This window comes from Magnetospira sp. QH-2 (genome assembly GCF_000968135.1).
Taxonomy (GTDB): domain Bacteria; phylum Pseudomonadota; class Alphaproteobacteria; order Rhodospirillales; family Magnetospiraceae; genus Magnetospira.
In genome coordinates this window covers 1,519,246-1,538,444 of sequence record NZ_FO538765.1, presented here as the reverse complement: position 1 = coordinate 1,538,444, position 19,199 = coordinate 1,519,246, and the positions used below count along the sequence as shown (strand labels likewise).

Annotated in this window: 16 protein-coding genes; 6 read left to right on the top strand and 10 right to left on the bottom strand. The window is 60.0% G+C overall.

From position 1 onward, the window contains the following. Window positions 1-8: 8 nt before the first annotated feature. On the bottom strand, window positions 9-2,312 hold the full coding sequence (locus MGMAQ_RS07220; RefSeq protein ID WP_052716214.1) for a CHASE2 domain-containing protein: 2,304 nt from the start codon (window positions 2,310-2,312) through the stop codon (window positions 9-11). A gap of 149 nt (window positions 2,313-2,461) precedes the next feature. On the opposite strand from MGMAQ_RS07220, the gene MGMAQ_RS07215 reads away from it, so the two are divergent. From MGMAQ_RS07215 to MGMAQ_RS07200, 4 genes are all read left to right on the top strand, one after another. Continuing rightward, entirely contained in the window at window positions 2,462-4,321 is a 1,860-nt protein-coding gene (locus tag MGMAQ_RS07215) for a peptidase domain-containing ABC transporter (RefSeq protein WP_046021008.1), read from the top strand. Then, the gene (locus MGMAQ_RS07210; RefSeq protein ID WP_046021007.1) at window positions 4,318-5,610 is read left to right on the top strand and encodes an HlyD family type I secretion periplasmic adaptor subunit; all 1,293 of its coding nucleotides are present in this window, start codon (window positions 4,318-4,320) and stop codon (window positions 5,608-5,610) included. The genes MGMAQ_RS07215 and MGMAQ_RS07210 overlap by 4 nt, the downstream gene beginning before the upstream one ends. Before the next feature lie 112 nt (window positions 5,611-5,722). Then, window positions 5,723-6,517 carry a motility protein A gene (locus MGMAQ_RS07205; protein WP_046021006.1) on the top strand — a complete coding sequence of 265 codons (795 nt, stop codon included), beginning with the start codon at window positions 5,723-5,725 and terminating at the stop codon, window positions 6,515-6,517. A gap of 1 nt (window position 6,518) precedes the next feature. Beyond that, window positions 6,519-7,280, top strand: coding sequence for a flagellar motor protein MotB (locus MGMAQ_RS07200; protein WP_065814682.1), 762 nt, complete (start codon window positions 6,519-6,521; stop codon window positions 7,278-7,280). Between the two features lie 9 nt (window positions 7,281-7,289). On the opposite strand, the gene MGMAQ_RS07195 is transcribed toward MGMAQ_RS07200, so the two are convergent. The 4 genes from MGMAQ_RS07195 to MGMAQ_RS07180 all read right to left on the bottom strand — a co-directional run bounded on the left by MGMAQ_RS07195 (window position 7,290) and on the right by MGMAQ_RS07180 (window position 11,064). Further along, entirely contained in the window at window positions 7,290-8,111 is an 822-nt protein-coding gene (locus MGMAQ_RS07195; RefSeq protein ID WP_046021005.1) for an MBL fold metallo-hydrolase, read from the bottom strand. Window positions 8,112-8,130: 19 nt separating this feature from the next. Then, window positions 8,131-8,856 carry an S-adenosyl-l-methionine hydroxide adenosyltransferase family protein gene (locus MGMAQ_RS07190; RefSeq protein WP_046021004.1) on the bottom strand — a complete coding sequence of 242 codons (726 nt, stop codon included), beginning with the start codon at window positions 8,854-8,856 and terminating at the stop codon, window positions 8,131-8,133. Window positions 8,857-8,865: 9 nt separating this feature from the next. After that, entirely contained in the window at window positions 8,866-9,474 is a 609-nt protein-coding gene (locus tag MGMAQ_RS07185; protein WP_148560884.1) for a sigma-70 family RNA polymerase sigma factor, read from the bottom strand. Window positions 9,475-10,197: 723 nt separating this feature from the next. Next, entirely contained in the window at window positions 10,198-11,064 is an 867-nt protein-coding gene (locus MGMAQ_RS07180; protein WP_052716213.1) for a VacJ family lipoprotein, read from the bottom strand. Between the two features lie 260 nt (window positions 11,065-11,324). On the opposite strand from MGMAQ_RS07180, the gene MGMAQ_RS07175 reads away from it, so the two are divergent. Then, window positions 11,325-11,942, top strand: a complete 618-nt coding sequence (locus MGMAQ_RS07175) for an ABC transporter substrate-binding protein (RefSeq protein ID WP_052716212.1) — start codon at window positions 11,325-11,327, stop codon at window positions 11,940-11,942. A 58-nt stretch (window positions 11,943-12,000) separates the two neighbouring features. Continuing rightward, the gene (locus tag MGMAQ_RS07170) at window positions 12,001-12,603 is read left to right on the top strand and encodes an ABC transporter substrate-binding protein (RefSeq protein ID WP_052716211.1); all 603 of its coding nucleotides are present in this window, start codon (window positions 12,001-12,003) and stop codon (window positions 12,601-12,603) included. Here MGMAQ_RS07170 and MGMAQ_RS07165 read toward each other — a convergent pair. Genes MGMAQ_RS07165 through hpnA form a run of 5 tightly spaced genes read right to left on the bottom strand, consistent with a single transcriptional unit; the run spans window position 12,590 to window position 19,102 of the window. Next, entirely contained in the window at window positions 12,590-15,106 is a 2,517-nt protein-coding gene (locus MGMAQ_RS07165) for an MMPL family transporter (RefSeq protein WP_052716210.1), read from the bottom strand. The two genes, MGMAQ_RS07170 and MGMAQ_RS07165, sit on opposite strands and share 14 nt — an antisense overlap. Further along, on the bottom strand, window positions 15,103-15,879 hold the full coding sequence (locus MGMAQ_RS07160) for a PIG-L deacetylase family protein (RefSeq protein WP_046021003.1): 777 nt from the start codon (window positions 15,877-15,879) through the stop codon (window positions 15,103-15,105). Before MGMAQ_RS07160 ends, MGMAQ_RS07165 begins: the two co-directional genes overlap by 4 nt. Further along, window positions 15,869-17,119, bottom strand: a complete 1,251-nt coding sequence (locus tag MGMAQ_RS07155) for a glycosyltransferase (RefSeq protein WP_046021002.1) — start codon at window positions 17,117-17,119, stop codon at window positions 15,869-15,871. The genes MGMAQ_RS07160 and MGMAQ_RS07155 overlap by 11 nt, the downstream gene beginning before the upstream one ends. Continuing rightward, complete coding sequence (locus tag MGMAQ_RS07150; protein WP_065814681.1) at window positions 17,116-18,117, bottom strand: lysylphosphatidylglycerol synthase domain-containing protein; 1,002 nt, start codon at window positions 18,115-18,117, stop codon at window positions 17,116-17,118. The genes MGMAQ_RS07155 and MGMAQ_RS07150 overlap by 4 nt, the downstream gene beginning before the upstream one ends. Beyond that, entirely contained in the window at window positions 18,107-19,102 is a 996-nt protein-coding gene (gene hpnA / locus MGMAQ_RS07145) for a hopanoid-associated sugar epimerase (RefSeq protein WP_046021000.1), read from the bottom strand. The genes MGMAQ_RS07150 and hpnA overlap by 11 nt, the downstream gene beginning before the upstream one ends. Window positions 19,103-19,199 lie beyond the last annotated feature (97 nt).

Sequence of the window (19,199 nt, the reverse complement as noted above, 5' to 3'; positions counted from 1 at the left end):
GAGGGTCCCTATTTACTCGTTGCCACGAACACACCATCCCAATCGGCGGGCGGCGGGGCCGCTTCAAACTGGTCGAGACGCTCTTCCATCAAATCATAGAAGCCCAGACAATTGTACTCGGCGGCTTGTTCGCGGCATTTGGCCAACAGTGCGCGGGCTTCGGCCCATTGCTGGCTTCGGTATGCCGCCAGCAAGGCATCATGGGTCTCTTTGAGATCCTTGAAGTTCTGGCTTTCGAAGACATCCTCGTGCCCGATGCAGGTAAAGACGCGGACGGCCTCTTTCTTACCCTTCACCTTGATCAGGTCCATTTCCAGGATCGGCAGATCATCCACCTGAGCCACCGTATTCTCGCCGAGAACAATGTCCACCCGATAGGTCTTGGACTGGCCTTCCAGGCGCGATCCCAAGTTCACGCTATCCCCCAGGCAGGAATAGTCGAAGCGCAGATCCGATCCCATATTGCCGACCACGATATCGCCGGTATTGATGCCAATACCCATTTTCAAGTCGTCATGGGTCTTGCCCTCGGCCTCGAACTCCCCCCGCAGCTTGGCATTGATGTCATCCATGGCGGCGTTCATCACCATGCCAGACTTGATGCAGTTTTTGGCATGCTCCGGATCGTCCAGCGGGGCGTTCCAGAAGGCCATGATGCAGTCGCCCATGTACTTGTCCACCGTCCCTTTGTGTTCGAGAACAATGTTGGTCAGCGGCGTGAGCAGCTTATTAATCAGCACCGTCAGACCCTGGGCGTCAAATTTCTCCGACAGGGTGGTGAAGCCGCGAATATCGGAGAACATAACGGTCAAATCGCGCAACTCGCCACCCAATTGCAACTGATCGGGATCCTCGGCCAGCTTGGTCACCATGTCCGGTGACAGATAATGGGAAAAGGCCTCGCGCACCTGACGTCGCTGCGCCTCCTCGCGGGCATAGCTGAGATAGGTCAAGGACGTGTAGAGCACCAACACAGCAGCCATGCCATAGAAGGCGTCATAGAGGACCAATTGCTCGGTGAACAAATACCAGGCCGCAGCGGCGGTAGAACCGGCAATGAAGACGAACAGGGACAGGGTCCAACGGGCGCCAACCAAGGGCACCAGGATGACCATCAGCAGTCCGGTGACAAACATCACCGTCATCTCGACCACATAAAGGTAACCGGGACGCTTGAGGAACTGTTTGGTGGTCGCCACCTCGATCACCTGGGCGTGAACTTCCACTCCGGGAATATCTCGCTCGGTGGGAATTTGCCGGATGTCTCGCAAGCCCACCGCAGAGGTCCCGACCAGGATCAATTTCCCCTGGATCATCGCCGGGTCCACGGTCCCCGAAAGCACGTCACGCGCCGATACGTATTTAGATTTGTCGTGTTTGGAGAAATAGGGCCAGACCCTGCCCCGGGAATCGGTCGGCAGCTCAAATCCCTTGGCAATACCCACTTTTTGCACGCCGTCCGCATCAAGGGTCAGAAAGACGGTGGAGCGCCCGGTGGCCACACGCATCATTTCCACACTCAAGGAATTGAGCGTGGCATTCCCCTCGCCATACCGGAACACGGTGGGCACCCGCCGTACCACGCCATCAACTTCCGGCACCAGCGAGAACACCCCGAAACCGGTTGCGGCTTCTTCCAAGACCGCAATGTTGCGCACCAAAGAAACATAGTGAGGCAACTGCCAGAGGTTTTCCTCGGCTCCCTTCGACAAGGCCCGGATCGCCACGGACTTGGCCAAGGGCGGCCTCAGGGCGTCTTCCTCTTTTTCCTCCCAGTATCCGGCATATCCCACGATCACCTTGGTCTGCTTCATGACCCCGGCCATGAGTTCATCATTGCTGGGTTGTTCACGGATTTTGGCCTTGGTTTCCTCGTCGAGGGTAACCAGGGTTTCGGCCACCGAATCGGGATTCATCCGGTCCTGTTCCGCAAACACGATGTCGAAGGCGGTCAACACGGCGCCCATGTTGGCAAGATTGGCGATCATCGTGCCGACGGTGACCCGGTCCCAGGGGAACTGTCCAATCTCGGCCAGGCTTTCCTCATCGATATCGACAATGGTGACCAGCTTTTGATCCGCAGGCGGAATCTCGCGCGGATGGAACTTCTGATACATGTCGAAGACCTTCACCCGGAACACTTCCACCGGATAAGGATCCCAGACTCGCAATGCCACCAAGCCGATCAGCAGGAAAAAACCGAACCAGCGCTCCAATCCGAAGATCAGGCGGAACTTGCGTTTCTTCTTCTTTTCGTCATTCTCTGGCGCGGTATTGACCGCTTCCTTACCGTCTTCGGTCGCCATGTCCATGCCCACGATCCCCGATATTTTCGATCCGTTCCCGGTTTCGATCAGTCTAGCACAGGATTTTCCTGCAAGGGAGCCCTCGAAGGGTTCTAGCAACGGCGCTAAAGTCGGTACTATACTGCCAATCCATTCATCGGAGATGCGACAGGCCCATGACCAATCCGTTTGAAGCCAGCACCAAAGCCGAAGGCCCCACCGCCTGGATTCGGTATATTCTGAAGCCACTCAAGCGCACGTTCTCCGAAGTGCTGATGATGTCCTTCTTCATCAACTTGTTGGCCTTGGCGGTCCCGGTGTTCGTGCTACAGATTTACGACCGGGTGGTCTTCCATGCCGGCATGACCACTCTGCAGGGTCTGAGCATCGGCATGGGACTGGTGCTGCTGTTCGATTATCTGATTCGCAATTCCCGCGCCCGGGTCATGCAGACCGTGGCCTTGAAGGTCGATGTGCAGGTGGGCCGCCATTTGTTCGACAAAATGACCGCCCTACCCCTACAGCACTTGGAGACCCAGCCGGGATCATTCTGGCAATCGCTGTTCCGAGACGTGGATGTGGTGCGCAACACTCTGTCCGGCGCATCGGCGGTATTGCTGACCGATTTGCCATTCGTTGTGCTGTTTTTAGGGCTGATTTGCGTCATCGCCTGGCCCATCGCCTGGGTTTTGTTGATGATTTTGCCGGTCTTTCTACTGGTGGCTTGGCGTTCGGGCGCGGTCCTCAACGCGGCCAACACAGAGGAACGCAAGACCAGCCTGAACCGCGATGGACTGATCGCCGAGATCATCGCCGGACGAACCACGGTCAAGGCCCTGGCCTTGGAGCGGGCCATGAAGCCGGTGTGGGAAGACGCCCATGCGGACAACATCGAGCGCTCCATCGAACGCGGACACAAGACCGATTCCTTTACCTCGCTCGCCACGACTTTGACCATGGGCACCACGGTGATGATGACTACTGTCGGCGCCATCGCCATCATCGATCAGGAACTGACCATTGGCTCGCTGATCGCCACCAACATGCTGTCCAGCCGCATCATCGGCCCGCTGAACCAGTTGGTGAATACCTGGCGCGGCTATGCCACGTTCAAGCAATCGGTGGAGCGCCTGGGGAAGGTTTTTGCGAGCGAGAGCGACCGCCAGGAGAGCGAAGTTTCCATGGGTCGCCCCAACGGCAAGGTCCAATTCGAGAATGTCACCTTCCGCTATGGACAGGATTCGGCGGCGGTACTCGACAAGGTCAATCTGACCATCACCGCCAATGGCATGCATGCCCTGGTGGGCCGCAACGGATCGGGTAAGACAACGCTGATCAAGATGGCGCAGGGGCTGTACAAACCCGCGGAAGGCCGAGTGCTGCTAGACGATGCGGATATTGCCCAGTTTAGCCGTAGCGAGATCGCCTCCTGGGTCGGCTATGTGCCGCAGGAATTGGTGCTGTTCGCCGGAACCGTGCGAGACAACATCATCCATCGCTATCCCGATGCCACGGACGAAGAGATTGTCTCCGCCGCGCAGGCCGCCGGGGTACATGATGTCATCGTTGATCTGCCCGATGGTTATGCCAGCCAGATCGGCGAGGCCGGTCGGCGTCTATCCGGCGGCATGCGGCAGCGCATGGCCATCGCCCGCGCCTTGATCGGTGATCCGGCGGTATTGTTGTTTGATGAACCATCCGGCAGCCTTGATCGGCAGGCGGAAGAGGAACTGAAATCCACCCTCAAGAGACTGTCCAAGGATCACACCATTATTTTGGTGACCCACAGCCCGGTGCTGTTGTCCGCATGCGACAATTTGATCGCCCTGGACAAAGGACGCGTGGCCATTGCCGGTCCGGCCAAGGAAATTCTGCCGCGTCTGTTCGGGGGGCAAGGCCGCGCCGCCGCGCCCAGTGGCCCCGCCCCGGCAGCCTTGAAGACTGCTCCCGCCCAACCGACGGCAACACCCAAGCCAGCCGCAAAACCGGCGGCTCCGACTCAACCGTCCACTCCCACCAAGGGAGCCCCGTCATGAGCCGCCTGGATCATCTGGCCAAGGCCCGCCCTATCCCCACCTGGCGCCCGATTGCCTGGATGGTAATGATCTTCCTTGGCGGCGGCGTTGTATGGTCCAATTTTGCCCAACTGGACGAAGTGGCCGTAGCCATGGGTGAAGTGGTGCCACAGGGCAAGGTCAAGGTTATCCAGCATTTGGAAGGCGGCATCGTGCAAGCCATCCACGTCACTGAAGGTGCCCATGTCAAGGAAGGCGATCCGCTGGTACAGCTGGATCTGGCCACCTCCGGCGTGAACCGCGAAGAATTGCAGGTCCGCCTGGACGGCCATTTTCTGGCCCGAGCCCGGCTCATCGCCGAGGTCAATCAGAAAGAATTGGATTTCCCCCTGGCCGTCGCCGAACGACGCCCGACCCTGGTGGCCCAGGAACGACGCGCCTATACCGCTCGTCAGGTGGAACTGGGCTCTTCCATGCGGGTCTTGGGCCAGCAAAAGAAGCAGCGTGCGTTGGAAGTGGAGGAACTGGAAGCCAAACAACGCGCCACCGCCCACAACCTGCGGCTGGCCCGGGAACGTTTTCAAATGTCCACGAACCTGTTGGCCAAGAAGCTCACCGCCCGTATGGAACATCTGGAGCTGGAAGCGGAAGTGGAAAGCCTCGAAGGCGAGTTGATGAGCCTCAAACCGGCCATCCCCCGCGCCCGGGCAGCGGTCCAGGAAGCCGAAGACCGCATGCAGGAAGTCCGCAACAGCTTTCTGCGCGAGGCCGAGGAATCCTTGGGGGCCGAGGAACAGAATATCGCCCGTATCCGGGAAGTCTTGATCCAGGCCACCGACCAGAATACCCGCGCCGAGATCAAGAGCCCCATCAATGGGATCGTCAAGAACATGCGCTACCACACCATCGGCGGCGTGGTGAAACCGGGCGAGGCGATCATGGAAATCGTTCCCTCGGGCAACAAGCTTCTGGTGGACGCGCGCATGCAACCCACGGACGTCGGCTATGTGCAGGTCGGCCAAAAGGCGGTGGTGAAGATCTCCACCTATGACTTCGTCCGCTACGGCGGCCTGGACGGGTCGGTCGTTCAAGTGGCACCCGATTCCAGCACCGACCAAAATACCGGCGAAACCTATTTCCAGGTGGTGGTCAAGACTGACAAAACCTGGCTTGGCGAGATGGAGGGCCAGTTGCCCATTACACCGGGCATGGAAGCCACGGTGGATATCCATACCGGCGAAAAGTCGGTGCTCGACTATCTGGTCAAGCCGGTCCTAAAACTGCGCCACGAAGCCTTCCGCGAGCGCTAAATGCTTGTCAGTTCCCCCCTTTAACTGAAAATAAATTACTGTAGACTAAAGCTTAAGTTGGATTGGGAGGGCCTCCCTTCGGGGTGGCGGCAACGAGCAGCGGGATCACAGCATGTCGATCGGAACGATCCTCGGGGTACTTTTCGGCTTTGGCCTTTTCATTGGCGCCATCGCCGTCAGCACCGACGACCCAACGGTCTTTATGGATCTGGCCAGCTTTGTCATGGTGGTCGGCCTCACCCTCGCCGCCACCTTCATTTCCTTTGAAGCCCGATACGTCACTCTGTCCCTTAAACTCCTCTACCGCATTGTGTTTGCGCCGCGCATCGGCCGCAACATCCTGAAGTCTGAAGTGGGCCGGGTCATCAAGTGGGGCTACGAAGTACAGAAAAACGGCCTCGGCGCGGTGGAAAAGGAGATCCCCAAGCTCAAGCGTAGCGACAAGCTTCTGGCCTATGGGGTGGAAATGGTCATCAGCGGCTATACGGGCGCCGAAGTGCGCGAGGTCATGACCAATGCCATTGAATCCACCTTTATCCGCAACACGGTTCCCGCCGACATTCTGAAAAGCATGGGCGGCACCGCACCGGCCTGCGGCATGATCGGGACCTTGGTCGGGCTGATCATCATGCTGGGCAAGATGGGCTCGGATCCTTCGGCCCTTGGCCCGGGCCTGTCAGTGGCCTTGATCACCACCCTATACGGCGTGCTGTTCGCGCGACTGATTTTCATCCCTGCGGGCATCAAGGTCAAACAGCGTGAAGAAATTGTCCGCTTCCGCAATTATCTGATTGCCGAAGGTTTGGTCATGCTGGCGGATCGGAAGAGCCCGCGCGCCATTCAAGACCGTATGAACAGCTTCCTGGATCCTTCGATCCACTTCAACATCGACAAGATGAAGCGCTAATATGCCGATCCCGCCGCCAAAGCAAGAAGAGCCGGAAGACGAGGCCTGGTTGGCGACTTATGCCGATGCCATCACCTTGCTGATGGCTTTTTTCGTCATGCTGGTATCGTTCTCCAAGATTGATATTCCGACCTTCGAGAAAGTGGCTGCCGGGATCAAAAACGAGATCGGCATGGGCAAGGCCGACGCCCAGAGCTCGACCAAAATTCTCAAGATGGACATGAGCGACATCGTCTATCAACAAAGCGCTGAAGAAGCCGTCGAGATTGGCGAGGACGACAAGGGCATCGTGCTGGAATTCGCCAGTTCGGCCTTCTACAAGCCCGGCTCGGCGGAGATCCGCAAACAAGCCATTCCCCTGCTGGCCAAAGTCGCCGAGAAACTGGCCGAGCCCCGTTACGCGACCTACATCGTCGAGATGGAAGGCTACACCGACGACGACCCCATCAGCACCGCCAAATATCCTTCCAACTGGGAGCTTTCCACCGCGCGCGCCGCCGGGGTGGTTCGGCTGTTCATCAAGCTGGGACTGGATCCGCAGCGATTGAAAGTGGCCGGCTTTGGCGAGACCCGCCCGAAAGTCCCCAATCGCACCGCCGATGGCGCCCCAATCCCAGAAAACATGGCCCAGAACCGCCGCGTTCTGGCGCGCATTTTCCCGGCTTCGCTGGAGCAGCGGAAGAATCTGCAAGATCGCATGGAAACAAAGGACTTCATCGATCCGGGCGGCGAGCGCATGGACCTGAAGACCGCACCACAATAATCGACGGTGTCAATCCAGTACGATTTCCATGAAATCCCGGCAAACCGCGACATGGCCCGGCCATTGGGCCTCGGCCTCGGCGCCAAGCTTGTCCATGAAATCATCTTCATGGCCTGGATCGTGATGGAAGATGCCGAGTTTTTTCGCTCCGGCCAACTTGCACAACGCCATGCCTTCGTTCCAGGTGGAATGCCCCCAACCGACCTTGCTGGGGAATTCCTCCTCGGTGTAGGTGCTGTCATAGACCACCAGGTCCGCCCCTTCGATCAATGACAGGATATGCTGGTCATGGGTGCCTGGTACATGTTCCGTGTCGGTGATGTAGCACAGGGATTGTCCGCCACAGTCGATTCGATAGGCCGTGGCACCGTTTGGGTGATTCAGCGGACAGGTGCGGACTTTTACGCCCGGCACCAAATCCAGGCTGTCCCCTGCAGTGAAATCCTCGAACTTGGGATTGGACTGCATGGCCGCCAGGGGTACCGGAAAGGTCGGATCCGCCATCTGCCGATCAAACACATGCTCGATTCCGCCCTGCGCGGTCAGATGCCCGGCCAGCACATGGAAGTCGCCGGTGGGGATATAGGCAGGCGCAAAAAACGGAAACCCGTTGATATGGTCCCAATGGGTATGGGTCAGCAGAATTTGGGCCGCCCCCACGCCACGCCCCAGCAGGTCGGTACCAAGCGGACGAATGCCGGTTCCGGCATCCAGTATGACCAAATGCTCACCGGTATCCACTTCCAGACAACTGGTATTGCCGCCATAGCGTACGTGGTGAGGTGATGGGCAAGCGATGCTGCCTCTGGTGCCCCAAAATTTGATCCGCATTCTATTTCGGCCTCATGTGCTAGCCCGATATTTCAATCTGTGATCCGACGGCAATCCCCAGTTCCCGGTCGGCACGCCCCTGGTTGACGGCAATCTCCACCAACCCATTAGAATTTACATACCAGAATGCACCTCCGGGCGGAAGGTCCGAGAAAGTATAGGCCCCATCCAGTATCCTTCCGGAAACCAACAATCGCGCCCCGCCGGCGAGCGCCTCTCCCCGCAAACCGGTCATGGCATTGCCATAGACATCCACATAGATCACTTCGGCAAGATCATCGGGCCAGGAATCGCAAGGGGTCGGCATCTGGTCTCTTGTATTCACGCTTTTGCCAAGGGCCAGGGATGCGGCCACCGGCGCAAACAGATCGCGGCCATGAAAGGAGCAAGACAAGGACTCAGGACGCCAGAGAATCTCTGACCAAACAGCCTCTGCTCCGGCCCGGCGCGCGACAATTTCCATCAACCCATTGTCCGGACCGACAAACGTCCGCCCTTCGGCCCGCAGGATCACCGGCTTTCGGGCACCGCCGACACCCGGATCGACCACACAGACAAAGGTCGTGCCCAAAGGCAATTCCCCGGCATAGGCGGCCAGCAGATAGGCGGATCGACGGGGGTCGCAGGTGGGAGCATCGGCAAACAGATCAATCACCGGGATCCCGGGTGCCAGACGCGCCAAAACGGCCTTGACCTGCCCCGTATAGGGACCGGTCAGGCCGAAGTCGGTGAACAGGACAATCACGATGTGCCGTCAGGCGGGCGCGGCTTCCAACATCGCCTTTTGCAGCTTGTCGAAAGCCCGGTTCTCCAACTGACGCACCCGCTCGCGGCTGATGCCATAATGGTTCCCCAGCTCTTCCAGGGTCACGGGTTCCTCGCTCAGGCGTCGCTCCGAAAGAATATGCCGCTCGCGATCGGGCAGAGTGGCCAAGGCCGAAAGCAGCAATGTATGGCGGGTCTGGCTTTCCTCTTGATCAGCGACCAGGGTTTCCGGAGTGGGGCCCTCGTCGGGCAGAATATCTTGGTATTCCGCATCGCCATCCTCGCCAACACGTACGTTCAACGAGCTGTCCCGCGCGGACAGGCGGCGGTTCATGTGGATCACATCCCGCTCGGACACGTTCAAGGCCTCGGACAACTCCGCCGCGGCCTCGGGTGTTAGTTCGCCATTGTCGAAAATGCCCAGTTGGTTCTTCATCCGGCGCAGGCTGAAAAACAGCTTCTTCTGTGCCGCCAGGGTACCCGTGCGCACCAAGGACCAGGAATGCAGAACGTATTCCGTTACCGAGGCACGGATCCACCACATGGCATAGGTAGCCAGACGGAAGCCCCGTTCCGGATCGATGGTATACGGAGCCATATGGAAGCCCCGTTAGCGGATCGAATATGAGATCAGCGTTGATCAGGCCCAGCGATCGTTTTGACACGCAGATCAGCGACAGCCAGGCCGTGCGCTTTGTCTTCCATGGAGATGGTTGGCCTCCAGGTGCAGGTGGTTGGTGACCAGCCGATGGAGGGCATACTCGTCTTCCGTGGTCGTCATCGGGAGGTTCGAGCATGTATTAATATAGCGGTTGAAGCATCGGTAATTTCCAGGCTTCGGGAAGATATCGGTTGAAGCGTCTTTAATTCTTGCAGATGGGTAAGGTTTGCATGTTCCTGATTCAATTCTATTCAAGTCGTATGTTTGATCTCTGGGCGGGATGGAACGATGAAAGTCGTAATCCCTAATTCAGGCGGGAATCGGTCGGTGTTTGTAATGGCCTGAGTATCTCAGCATGGAATCAGTCCAGGGTGTCAGCCCAGGGGGGCCGACGCACCAATTCCCTTGTACAAGCGCGAATGCGCCCAAGAGATCCCGGAGCTATGGGAGTTTTTCGAAGGTCTTCTTCATGGTCACATCCTCCTCGGAAGCAATATGACATTCAATGGCACCCGCCTTTCGGCCGAGCGATTCATTCGGCCCCAATAGGGCACCGAACTTAGTTGGTATATTGACTCAATACCCAACCATTGTCAAGGGTCTCTATGCAACCCCAACGGACTTACGCGTCACGTCTTGCTCGCATGTGAACGGTATGGATTAGCCGTCGTTGCCAAGCAGCGGCACGAGCAGTTCCTGGCTCACCGGCGGATTACCGGCAACCGGCGCTTCGCCTCCGTCATAGGAAGAGAAGTCCGGAATGGTGGGCATGCTGTCGGCCTCGCCATTCTTCACCTCGGCACGGCGCTTCTGGGTATACATGGAGCGGATGGCGGCATAGTAATCCACCGATGTTTTCTGCACCTTCTCCAATTCCGGCTTGACGTCCGCATAGGCTCGCACACCCCCGCCGACCATGGTCGCCGTATTGAAATCATCCGGAGCCACGTAGCGCCAAGGCGACATATAGCCATCGGCAAAACGACCAATGCCATCACGCGGATAAAGCGGGCCCAAACCAGGCAACACCAGATAAAAAGTCTCCGGCACGCCCCAGACCGCCAAGGTCTGACCAAAGTCTTCCTTGCGTCCTTCAAAACCCATATCCACCGCTTGGTCCATCAAGCCACCAACACCAACGGTGGAATTGATGATGAAGCGCATGAGAGTCACCCAAGCCTGATCCAAATCGCCTTGAAGCAAATTATTGGCCAGATTCACCGGTTCACGCAGGTTGTCAAAGAAGTTCCCGACGGCTTCCTGCACCTCTTTGGGAGCCACGCCCCGATAGGGCGCCGCGAATGGGGTCACCAGCATGAGCATCAGGTACTCGTTGATCCCGAACATGGTCCGGTTAAACGGCTCCAAGGGGTCCCAGGGCTCTCCGGAATCCTCGACCATGGCCATTTGCGGCACCACAGCCGACGCCGGTTCGGCTGCCAAGCTCGGAACCACACCTTGGAAAAGAAGAGTCAGCGCCACGATTCCTGTGACAGTCAATTTGCTGATTCGTCCGCGCAGGCTCATGGAAACTCCGATTTTCTTTTGTTCCAAACACTTATAAGAACACACAGAATCTGTGCACTTCTTGTTTACAATACTTTAGTAAGTGAAACCCACTATGGAGGCAAGGGGGAACCACCTTGGAAGGCCCATTCGCCGGACAGGCGTTGCACAGAGGACACTCCTCTTGTTGCATTTATGGCACCAGTTGACGGCGGACCTTGATTGCGCCAGCCTTCTCTCGCCGCCACCGCCCCCAAAAACCACTCAAAGGATCACCGTCAATGCTACGAATCAAAGACTTTCTCGGTATCCTGCTGATTGTGGCCTCCACTACCCTTCCTTCGCCGTCCACCCATGCGGCGGGGGCCGATCCGAGGCAGACCGTTTCGATCTTTCAGGCCACTTTGCTCGACGTGATGCGGGAATCCCATACTTTGGACGTTCGGGAGCGGTTCGACAAGCTCGCTCCGGCATTGGCCGAGGCCTATCACTTGCCATTGATGATCCAGGTGGCGACTGGCGATCATTGGTCCCAAGCGTCTGGCGATCAACGCCGCCGCCTGGTCGCCGCCTTCCACAAGATGAGCGCCGCCACGGTCGCCACATTGTTCGATGGCTATTCCAACGAGACTTTCCGCATTTCCGGCGAAAAGAATGGCCCCGGCGGCACCATCTTGGTGGATACGGTCCTTGAATCACCGACAGGAGACGATCACCGGATCTCTTATGTGGTCAAGAGTTTTCCGGATGGCTGGCGAATGGTCGACGTGGTGGTCGATGGTAAAATCAGTGAGCTTTCCGTTCGCCGCTCCGAGTATCACCGGACCCTGGAAAAAGACGGCATTAATGGCCTGATCACGCTGCTTGAGAACAAGGCGACGAAACTCCTGGGTCAATAGACGTCACTCACAACGACAGCATTGCATTCTCTCTATTGCCCTCAAGGATTGCCAGACCATGTTCCGTATACTCTCCGTCATTGTCGCGCTGATGCTCCTGGCACCGACCACCCAGGCCGAAAACGCGACACCGGATCAGACCATCGGCCATTTCCATGAACAGCTTCTGGAAGCCATGGAAAATGCCTTTGCCGAGGACGTCACCGAGCGCTACGACCGATTGGTCCCTGCCGTCGGGGCCGCTTACGACTTTCCATTCATGGTGCGCATCGCGGTGGGCAGCCACTGGTCCCAGACAAGCGCCGCGCAAAAGCAGGCTCTCACCGAGGCCTTCGGGCGCATGAGCACGGCCACCTATGCCCATCATTTCAACGGCTACAGCGGCGAGAAATTCGAAACGGTGGAAACCCGCGACGGCCCCAAGGGCACCCGGATCGTGGATACCCGCATTGTCAGCCCCGATGGCGGGCGCACGGACATAGCCTATGTGATGCACCACACCAATAGCGGATGGCGCATTGCCAACGTGATACTGGAAAAGGGCGTCAGCCAGTTGGCGGTTCACCGGTCCGAATACGCAGCGGTATTGAAGCAAGGTGGCGCCGATGCATTGGTCAAAGTGCTGACCGACAAAGCCGATACTCTGCTCATTCCTCAATAAGCGATAACATGGCAGGCAACACCGTCATGGTGCAGGCCAGGGTCAAGGCAATGGCCAAGGTCAGCAACAGGCCCATGCTGGCCGTGCCCGGATGGCTGGACAAGGCAATGGAGCCGAACGAGCCGATGGTGGTCAGGGCGCTGAACAGGACCGCACGCGGCGTGCTGGTGGCCATCATGGCGACACCGGCGGCCCGTTCGCGGGCCCGGGTCACCAAATGAATACCACTGGCCACCCCGAGACCGATCAGCAACGGCAAGACAATGACATTGGCAAAATTGAACGGCAGATCGAACAGGACCGATCCCGCCGCGGTGAGTTCGGCCGCCAACAGCAACGGTACTGCGACCAGCAACAGGTCCCTGGCTCGCCGCAGCACCAGCCACAACAACACCGCCACGCCTGCCACGGTCAATAGTCCGGCCATTTGAAAAGATCCGATCACCGCGTTGCCCGCCTCGATGATGGTCACCGGCGTGCCCGTTGCATTTGGCGCCAGGGCACGGACCCGCTCGACGAAGGCGCGCAAGGTCTCCCGGTCGGTGGGTCCGGGGGGCAGGGAAACCTGCACCCGGACCTGGCCATCGATGGCTCGTTCGCGCTGGATGAGGGCCGTTGGCAAGTCTTCCAAGGTCACCGGTTCGGCGGTCAAGGATTGCCTGAGGCTTTCCAAACGCCCATCCAGACCGGCCAGCAGCCGTTGTTCCAGGACTCGCCAGGATTCCAACGAGCGCCCCAAGGCATCGAGGGCCTGGGCCAAGCGGGTTTCGGCCTCTCCTTGATGATTTTTCAGGCGGGTGATCAAAGGATCGCGAGCCCTGACCAGGGTTTGGTCATCGGAGGAAACCGCGCGTTCGCCGGTCAACGACGGCCCAATGGTCCAGACCAAACCATCGATGAGGGCCAGTTTTTCGTCCTGATCCCTTGGCAGGTAGTCGGCCAGGGTCCGCACCTCCCCTAGGCCTTCAACGCCGCGCAAAGTCTCGGCCAAGGCGGTGGCGCTTTCCAGATCAGGTTGCAAGATGGTCAAGCGATAGGGATTGATTTCGCCTTCCGCCATCAACCGTTCAAGGGTGGCAACGGAATCGGTGGCGGGGTCTTTCAAGTGCAATGGATCGAAATCGAACTGCACTTTGGCCGCCAGGGGAGCCGCGACAAACGCCAACAGAACCGCGCCGACGACCACCCATCGGGCTTTGGGCGTGCGGGCCAGCAAGGACGGACCTGCGGAGCGCGCGGCTTTCACCGGCATCAGCGTCATCAAGGCGGGCAGCAAGGTGAGATTGGCGAACAGGGCGATGAACATGCCGCTTCCCGCGATCAATCCCAATTGCGCCAAGCCGACATAGTCGGTGGGCAGAAAGGCATAAAAGGCGATGGCGGCGGCGATGGCACACAGGGCCAGCGGCCCGCCGGTGGCGCGGGCGGCGGCATTCAGGGCCTCGGAGACATCGCCCCTGAAGGCCTCCAAGAACCGCAAACTGAAATGGATGCCGAAATCCACAGACAAGCCAATGAACAGCACCGCGAACGCCACCGAGATGAGGTTCAATTGCCCTACCGCCAGAAAGGCAAAGGAAGCGGTCCAGATCAGCCCGGCCACCAAGGTGATCAGCAAGGCCGACACCAGCCGTGCCGATTTCAAGGCCCCGCCGAGCAACACCAGCACGAGAACCAATGACACGATGCCCGCCCAGCCCATGCCTTCCTCGACGCTGCCCAGTTCCTCGTGATCCAGGGCGACGCTACCGGTCAAATGCACCTCCAGGTCCAACGCCTTGCCCGCCTCGCGTACAAACCGCATGGGCGGTCCGGCGGGTGCCAGGGAGCCATAGTCCAGTTGCGGACGGGCAAGGATCATGCGCCGCTTGTCGCCGTTGCCCGGGCCACCGCCGCCCATCAAATCGGTCCATGAGAGACTTGCCTGCCCCCCGGCGACCTGATCTTCCGCCACCATGGCAATGGCATTCAGTACCGGCGCCAGGTCCAAAGGCACATTTTCTGCCGCCAAGGCCTGATCCAGCAAGCCCAGCAAGGCGGCCAGGGAGGGGTCCCGCCACAGGGTCCCCAAAAACGGTTGCGCTGCGGCGAGCCGGGCACCGAGATCTTCGAGCTCTTGAGTTTCCAGGTACAGCAGTCCGTTGCGGCGGAAAAAAGGATCGCTGCCCGGCTCGAACACGTCGCGGAACAGGTCCGGGCGGGCGTTCATACGAGCCACCAGGTCGGTTGTGCCATCGGCCACCCGGTCGGCGTTGTCGGCTTCCACCACCACCAGCAAGGTATCTCCCGAATTGGGAAACAGCCGTTTGGTCTCGATCATGCGCTGGCGGAACGGCAGATCCGGCGACAGCATGTCCGTATTATCGGTGCTGATATCGAAACTCTCGACCACATGCGCCGCCGCGCCAATGGTCAATAGCAGGCAGGCCAGCACCACCAGCCGGGCATGGCGGCTCACGGCGACGACCCAGCGCCCCCAGAAATCTCCCGACGGATCGATCATTTGCGATGCCCGGCCAGAAATACCGCCAGATCCCGATAGATCTGCTCGGGCTTGGTGCCATCGACTCGCGGATGAGGAAATGGGACCCACTGATGGCGGGCGTACCACAAGGTTCCGGCATGGGGCGGGCGACCATAATCATGCTGCGCCAAGGGCCGGCGGCATTCCCGGTCCAGGCCCACATAGTCCAGATTTCCCGCTTCGGAAGCATAAAGCGACAACAGTTGCTTTTTCACCACCTGCTCCACATCGCTCAGGACCATCAGATCTTCGGTGCCGCGCGGGTCCGGGAAGGTCTGGGATTGGGGCTGTCCGCCGAGGAAGTTGTAGGCCGCGTACTCCACCACCAGCAGCCGGTCGGCAAAAGTGGCGGCCAGGCAATTGGCGGCATCGTGGTCCTGGTGCCCGCCCTCGAAGGCCGGAACCCAAAGCTGGGTGATGCCCTGATCCTCGATCATGCGGGCCAGCCGCACCCGCGCCTGCATGAGACTGTTGCGCAGGCCCCGGGTCGGCACGTCGCTCTCGGCGGCAATGGTGACGCCCAGCAACCCGGCGGCCCGACGGGCCTCGTCGCGGCGGCGTGCCACCCGGTCCCCGTGACTGCCCCGGTCCCAGGGCCAAAGCTGCTTGCGTGCCGGAACCCCGGTGGTCAGGTAGAAGACCGAAAGCGCCGCTCCGGCTTCCCGCGCCCGGCCCACGGCGGCGGCGCACATGACCACCTCGTCGTCCGGGTGCGGCGCCAGGATCAGAATATGTTGCCGTTCAAGATCCACGTTCGTCTCCCACCGCGGCCCGCCAAACGGGCATCAGATCCTCGGCCAGCACATGGTCCCAACTGGGAAAATCGGCCAGGGCATGGGCCCGCGCCGCCTGGCCCATGGCCGCTCGACGCTTTGGATCAGCGATCAATTCATGCAGGGCCTCGGCCCAGATCACCGCCGAGCCAGGCAGCACCAGGCCGGTTTCCCCATCCAATACGGCCTTGGCGGAGGCCCCCCGCTCCGCAACGAGTGTCGCCAGCCCGGAGGCCTGGGCCTCCATGGGCACGTTGGCATTGACTTCAATCTCCGAGGGAAAGGCGAACAGGTCGGCTGAAGCCATCATGCGCGCCACCTCATCAGCAGGTACCGCACCGGGACAGCTGGCTCGATCTGCCAAAAGACCGGCCACGGCCTGACGTTCCTCGCCCTCTCCGGCACAGAGCAGATGCAAGTCGTCGCCGGCTTCCAAGCGGGTGCGTACGGATTCGGCCAGTCCCATGACGCTTTTGCCCCTGTTCATTCGTCCAGCATACATCACAACCGTTCGATTTTCCGGCACGCCATAGACCGTCGCCAACCATTTTCTGTCGCGGCGGGCCGGATCGAATACCTCGGTCTCAATGCCCCGACGCAGCATGCCAATGCGCTCTTGCGGCTGCACCGCCCGCGCCCGTTGATATTCATCGGAGCGCGACACCAATATATGGCAACAGCCTGCCTGATGTCGCGCCAGATTGCGAGCGGCCTTGTCACGGGCCCGCTCATGGATCTTGAAGCGGTCCAGCAACAGCCGGGTCAGCCATCCGGTTCCGAACAACCGTTCGATGGTGCGGGCGGTGAACACCTCCGTATAAGCCGGGGTGTCCGTATGGATGGAATTGGTCAGCGGAATTCCGGCCCGTCGTGAAACGGTCAGGGCTGTCTTGGCGAAATTGAAAAAGCCGTCAGTGGTATGAATGACCTGGGCGCCGCGCAGCAGCCCGGCCAGGCCCCAATGATAGGGCGCCAGATCCGTGTGATCCGGCACATGGGACAGAAACGGCAGTCGGGCGGTACTGAATACCGGTTTATGCACGATGTAGCGCACATGGGGCGCCAATTGATGCACCTGTTCCTCTTTGCCGGAAAAATGCACGGTCAGATCAATATCGTCGCGGCGCACCGCCGCCGCCGCCAGACGTTCCCAGCATTTCACATGCCCGCCCGCCGTGGGGCGCCATTCCAGATCCACTAGGACCGCCACCCGGATCATGCGCCCTTCCCTTTCAACAGCCGACCGAGCCCCCGCCGTTCGCCGTGCATCCAGGCAGCCAGAGCCGGTAGACTGACCAACAGTTCCCGGCCCCGCTTCATCATGGCCAGGGCCAGGGCCGTTTCCGGCGTCAAACCATAGATCAAGCCCACCGCCAGCAAGCCGCCTTCCTGCACGCCGATGGCACCGGGAATCATGAAAGCGGCGGACCGCACCGCATTGCTCAGTGCCTCGATGACCAGGGCCTCGGCCAGGGTCACCGGCACCCCCAGGAACCATAAAGCGAGCCAGGTCTCGCCCAGATGGGCAACCCAGCCCACAAAGCGCCAGCCGCCGCAGGTCAGCAGCGCGCGCCGGTCGCCATAGACCCGCCGCACGGCCATTTCCAGCGCCGCCATACCGCCGGAAAGACTCGCCCAAGGACCGTCTTTCACCAATCGATCCAGCAGTTTGCCCAACAACCCGAATAGCCCGGCTCGCTGGATCAGCAACAAGGCCAGTCCGCCCAGCCCGATAACGCCCAATCCCACCGAGACCGGCGCAATCAAGGGCTCCGGCAGCCCGTGGACCACCAGCAGCGCCACCGCCAACAGGGTAAACAGCGCCTGAGTTATCACCCCCATGGTGAAATCGGCGGCGACCGAGGCCCCCGCCACCGGCCCCGGCACCCCGCGCAAGGCCAACAAACGACCGCGCACCACGTCACCACCCACCTGAGCCACCGGTAGCAGCGTGTTGACTCCCTCGCCGATCCAGCGGATCCACAAGGTACGGCCCAAGCCCGGTCGATGATCACCAAGAACCACCGACCGCCAAGCCAAGGCATCCATGCCCAAAGTCACAATCTTGAACAGGGCAATGGCCACCACCCCCCAGCCACCGGCCACCAATGCGGCACTCAGTTGATCCAGGTCGCTGCTGGCAAGCAGCCAGATCAATAAACCAATTCCGGCCATTAATCCGATAATGGTTAATACCCGCACCGCCCTACCCCACATACCTGTTGGCGCGAAACCAGTCGATGGCATCACGCAGACCCTCGACGGCCGGTCGCGGTGCATAGCCAAGCCGGGCGCGAGCCTTGTCGGAGGAGAAGAACATCTTCTTGCGGGCCATGCGAATGCCGTCGACGGTGGCGAAGGGTTCCTTGTGGGAACCGGTCACCTTGGCCCAGGCTTCGGCCAAATGGGCAATGGGCATGACCAGCCCGTGGGGCAAGGCGATGGTCGGCGGCTTACGACCACAGATCCGGGCGATTTCGGCCAGGATTTCGCGCAGGGTCCAGTCCTCGCCGCCCAGCACGTAGCGCTCGCCCACCACACCCTTCTCCAAGGCCAGCAGATGACCTTCGGCCACATCGTCCACATTCACCAGGTTCAGCCCCGTATCCACGAAAGCCGGGACCCGCCCACTGGCCGCCTCGACGATCAGCCGCCCGGTCGGCGTTGGTTTGATATCGCGCGGCCCCACGGGGGTCGAGGGATTGACGATTACCGCCGGCAATCCTTCTTCGGCAATCATCCGCCGGACTTCCCGCTCGGCCAGAAACTTGGACTGCTTATAGGCGCCAATCATGTGGGCATAGGTGACGGGAGTGTCCTCTGTACCGGGGCCGCCGTCCTCAGGAATGCCCAGCACGGCGACGGAACTGGTATAAACGATGCGTCCCACCCCGGCTTCCTGGGCCGCACCCATCATATTGCGGGTCCCCACCAGGTTTCCGGTCCGCAGAGACTCCGTATCCCGCGCCCAAAGCCGATAGTCGGCAGCCACATGGAACAAAACGTCACAGCCTTCGATCGCCCGATTCAGGGAGTCGCGGTCCCCCAGGTCACCCTCGATGACCTTCAGTTCCAGACCACGTAGGTTCCGCCGATCACTGCCCGGCCGGGCCAGCGCGCGCAGATCATGCCCGGCCGCCAACAGCCGCCGGGCCACGGCGGCGCCGACAAAACCCGTCGCTCCGGTGATCAACGTGGTCATGAGAGGTCGGTTCCTTTTGATTTCTGTCCCCTGCATAGCGCACCTGCCCCCAAGAGATTAATGGTTTTTTTCAGGCCTCATTTGGGGCACACTGCGC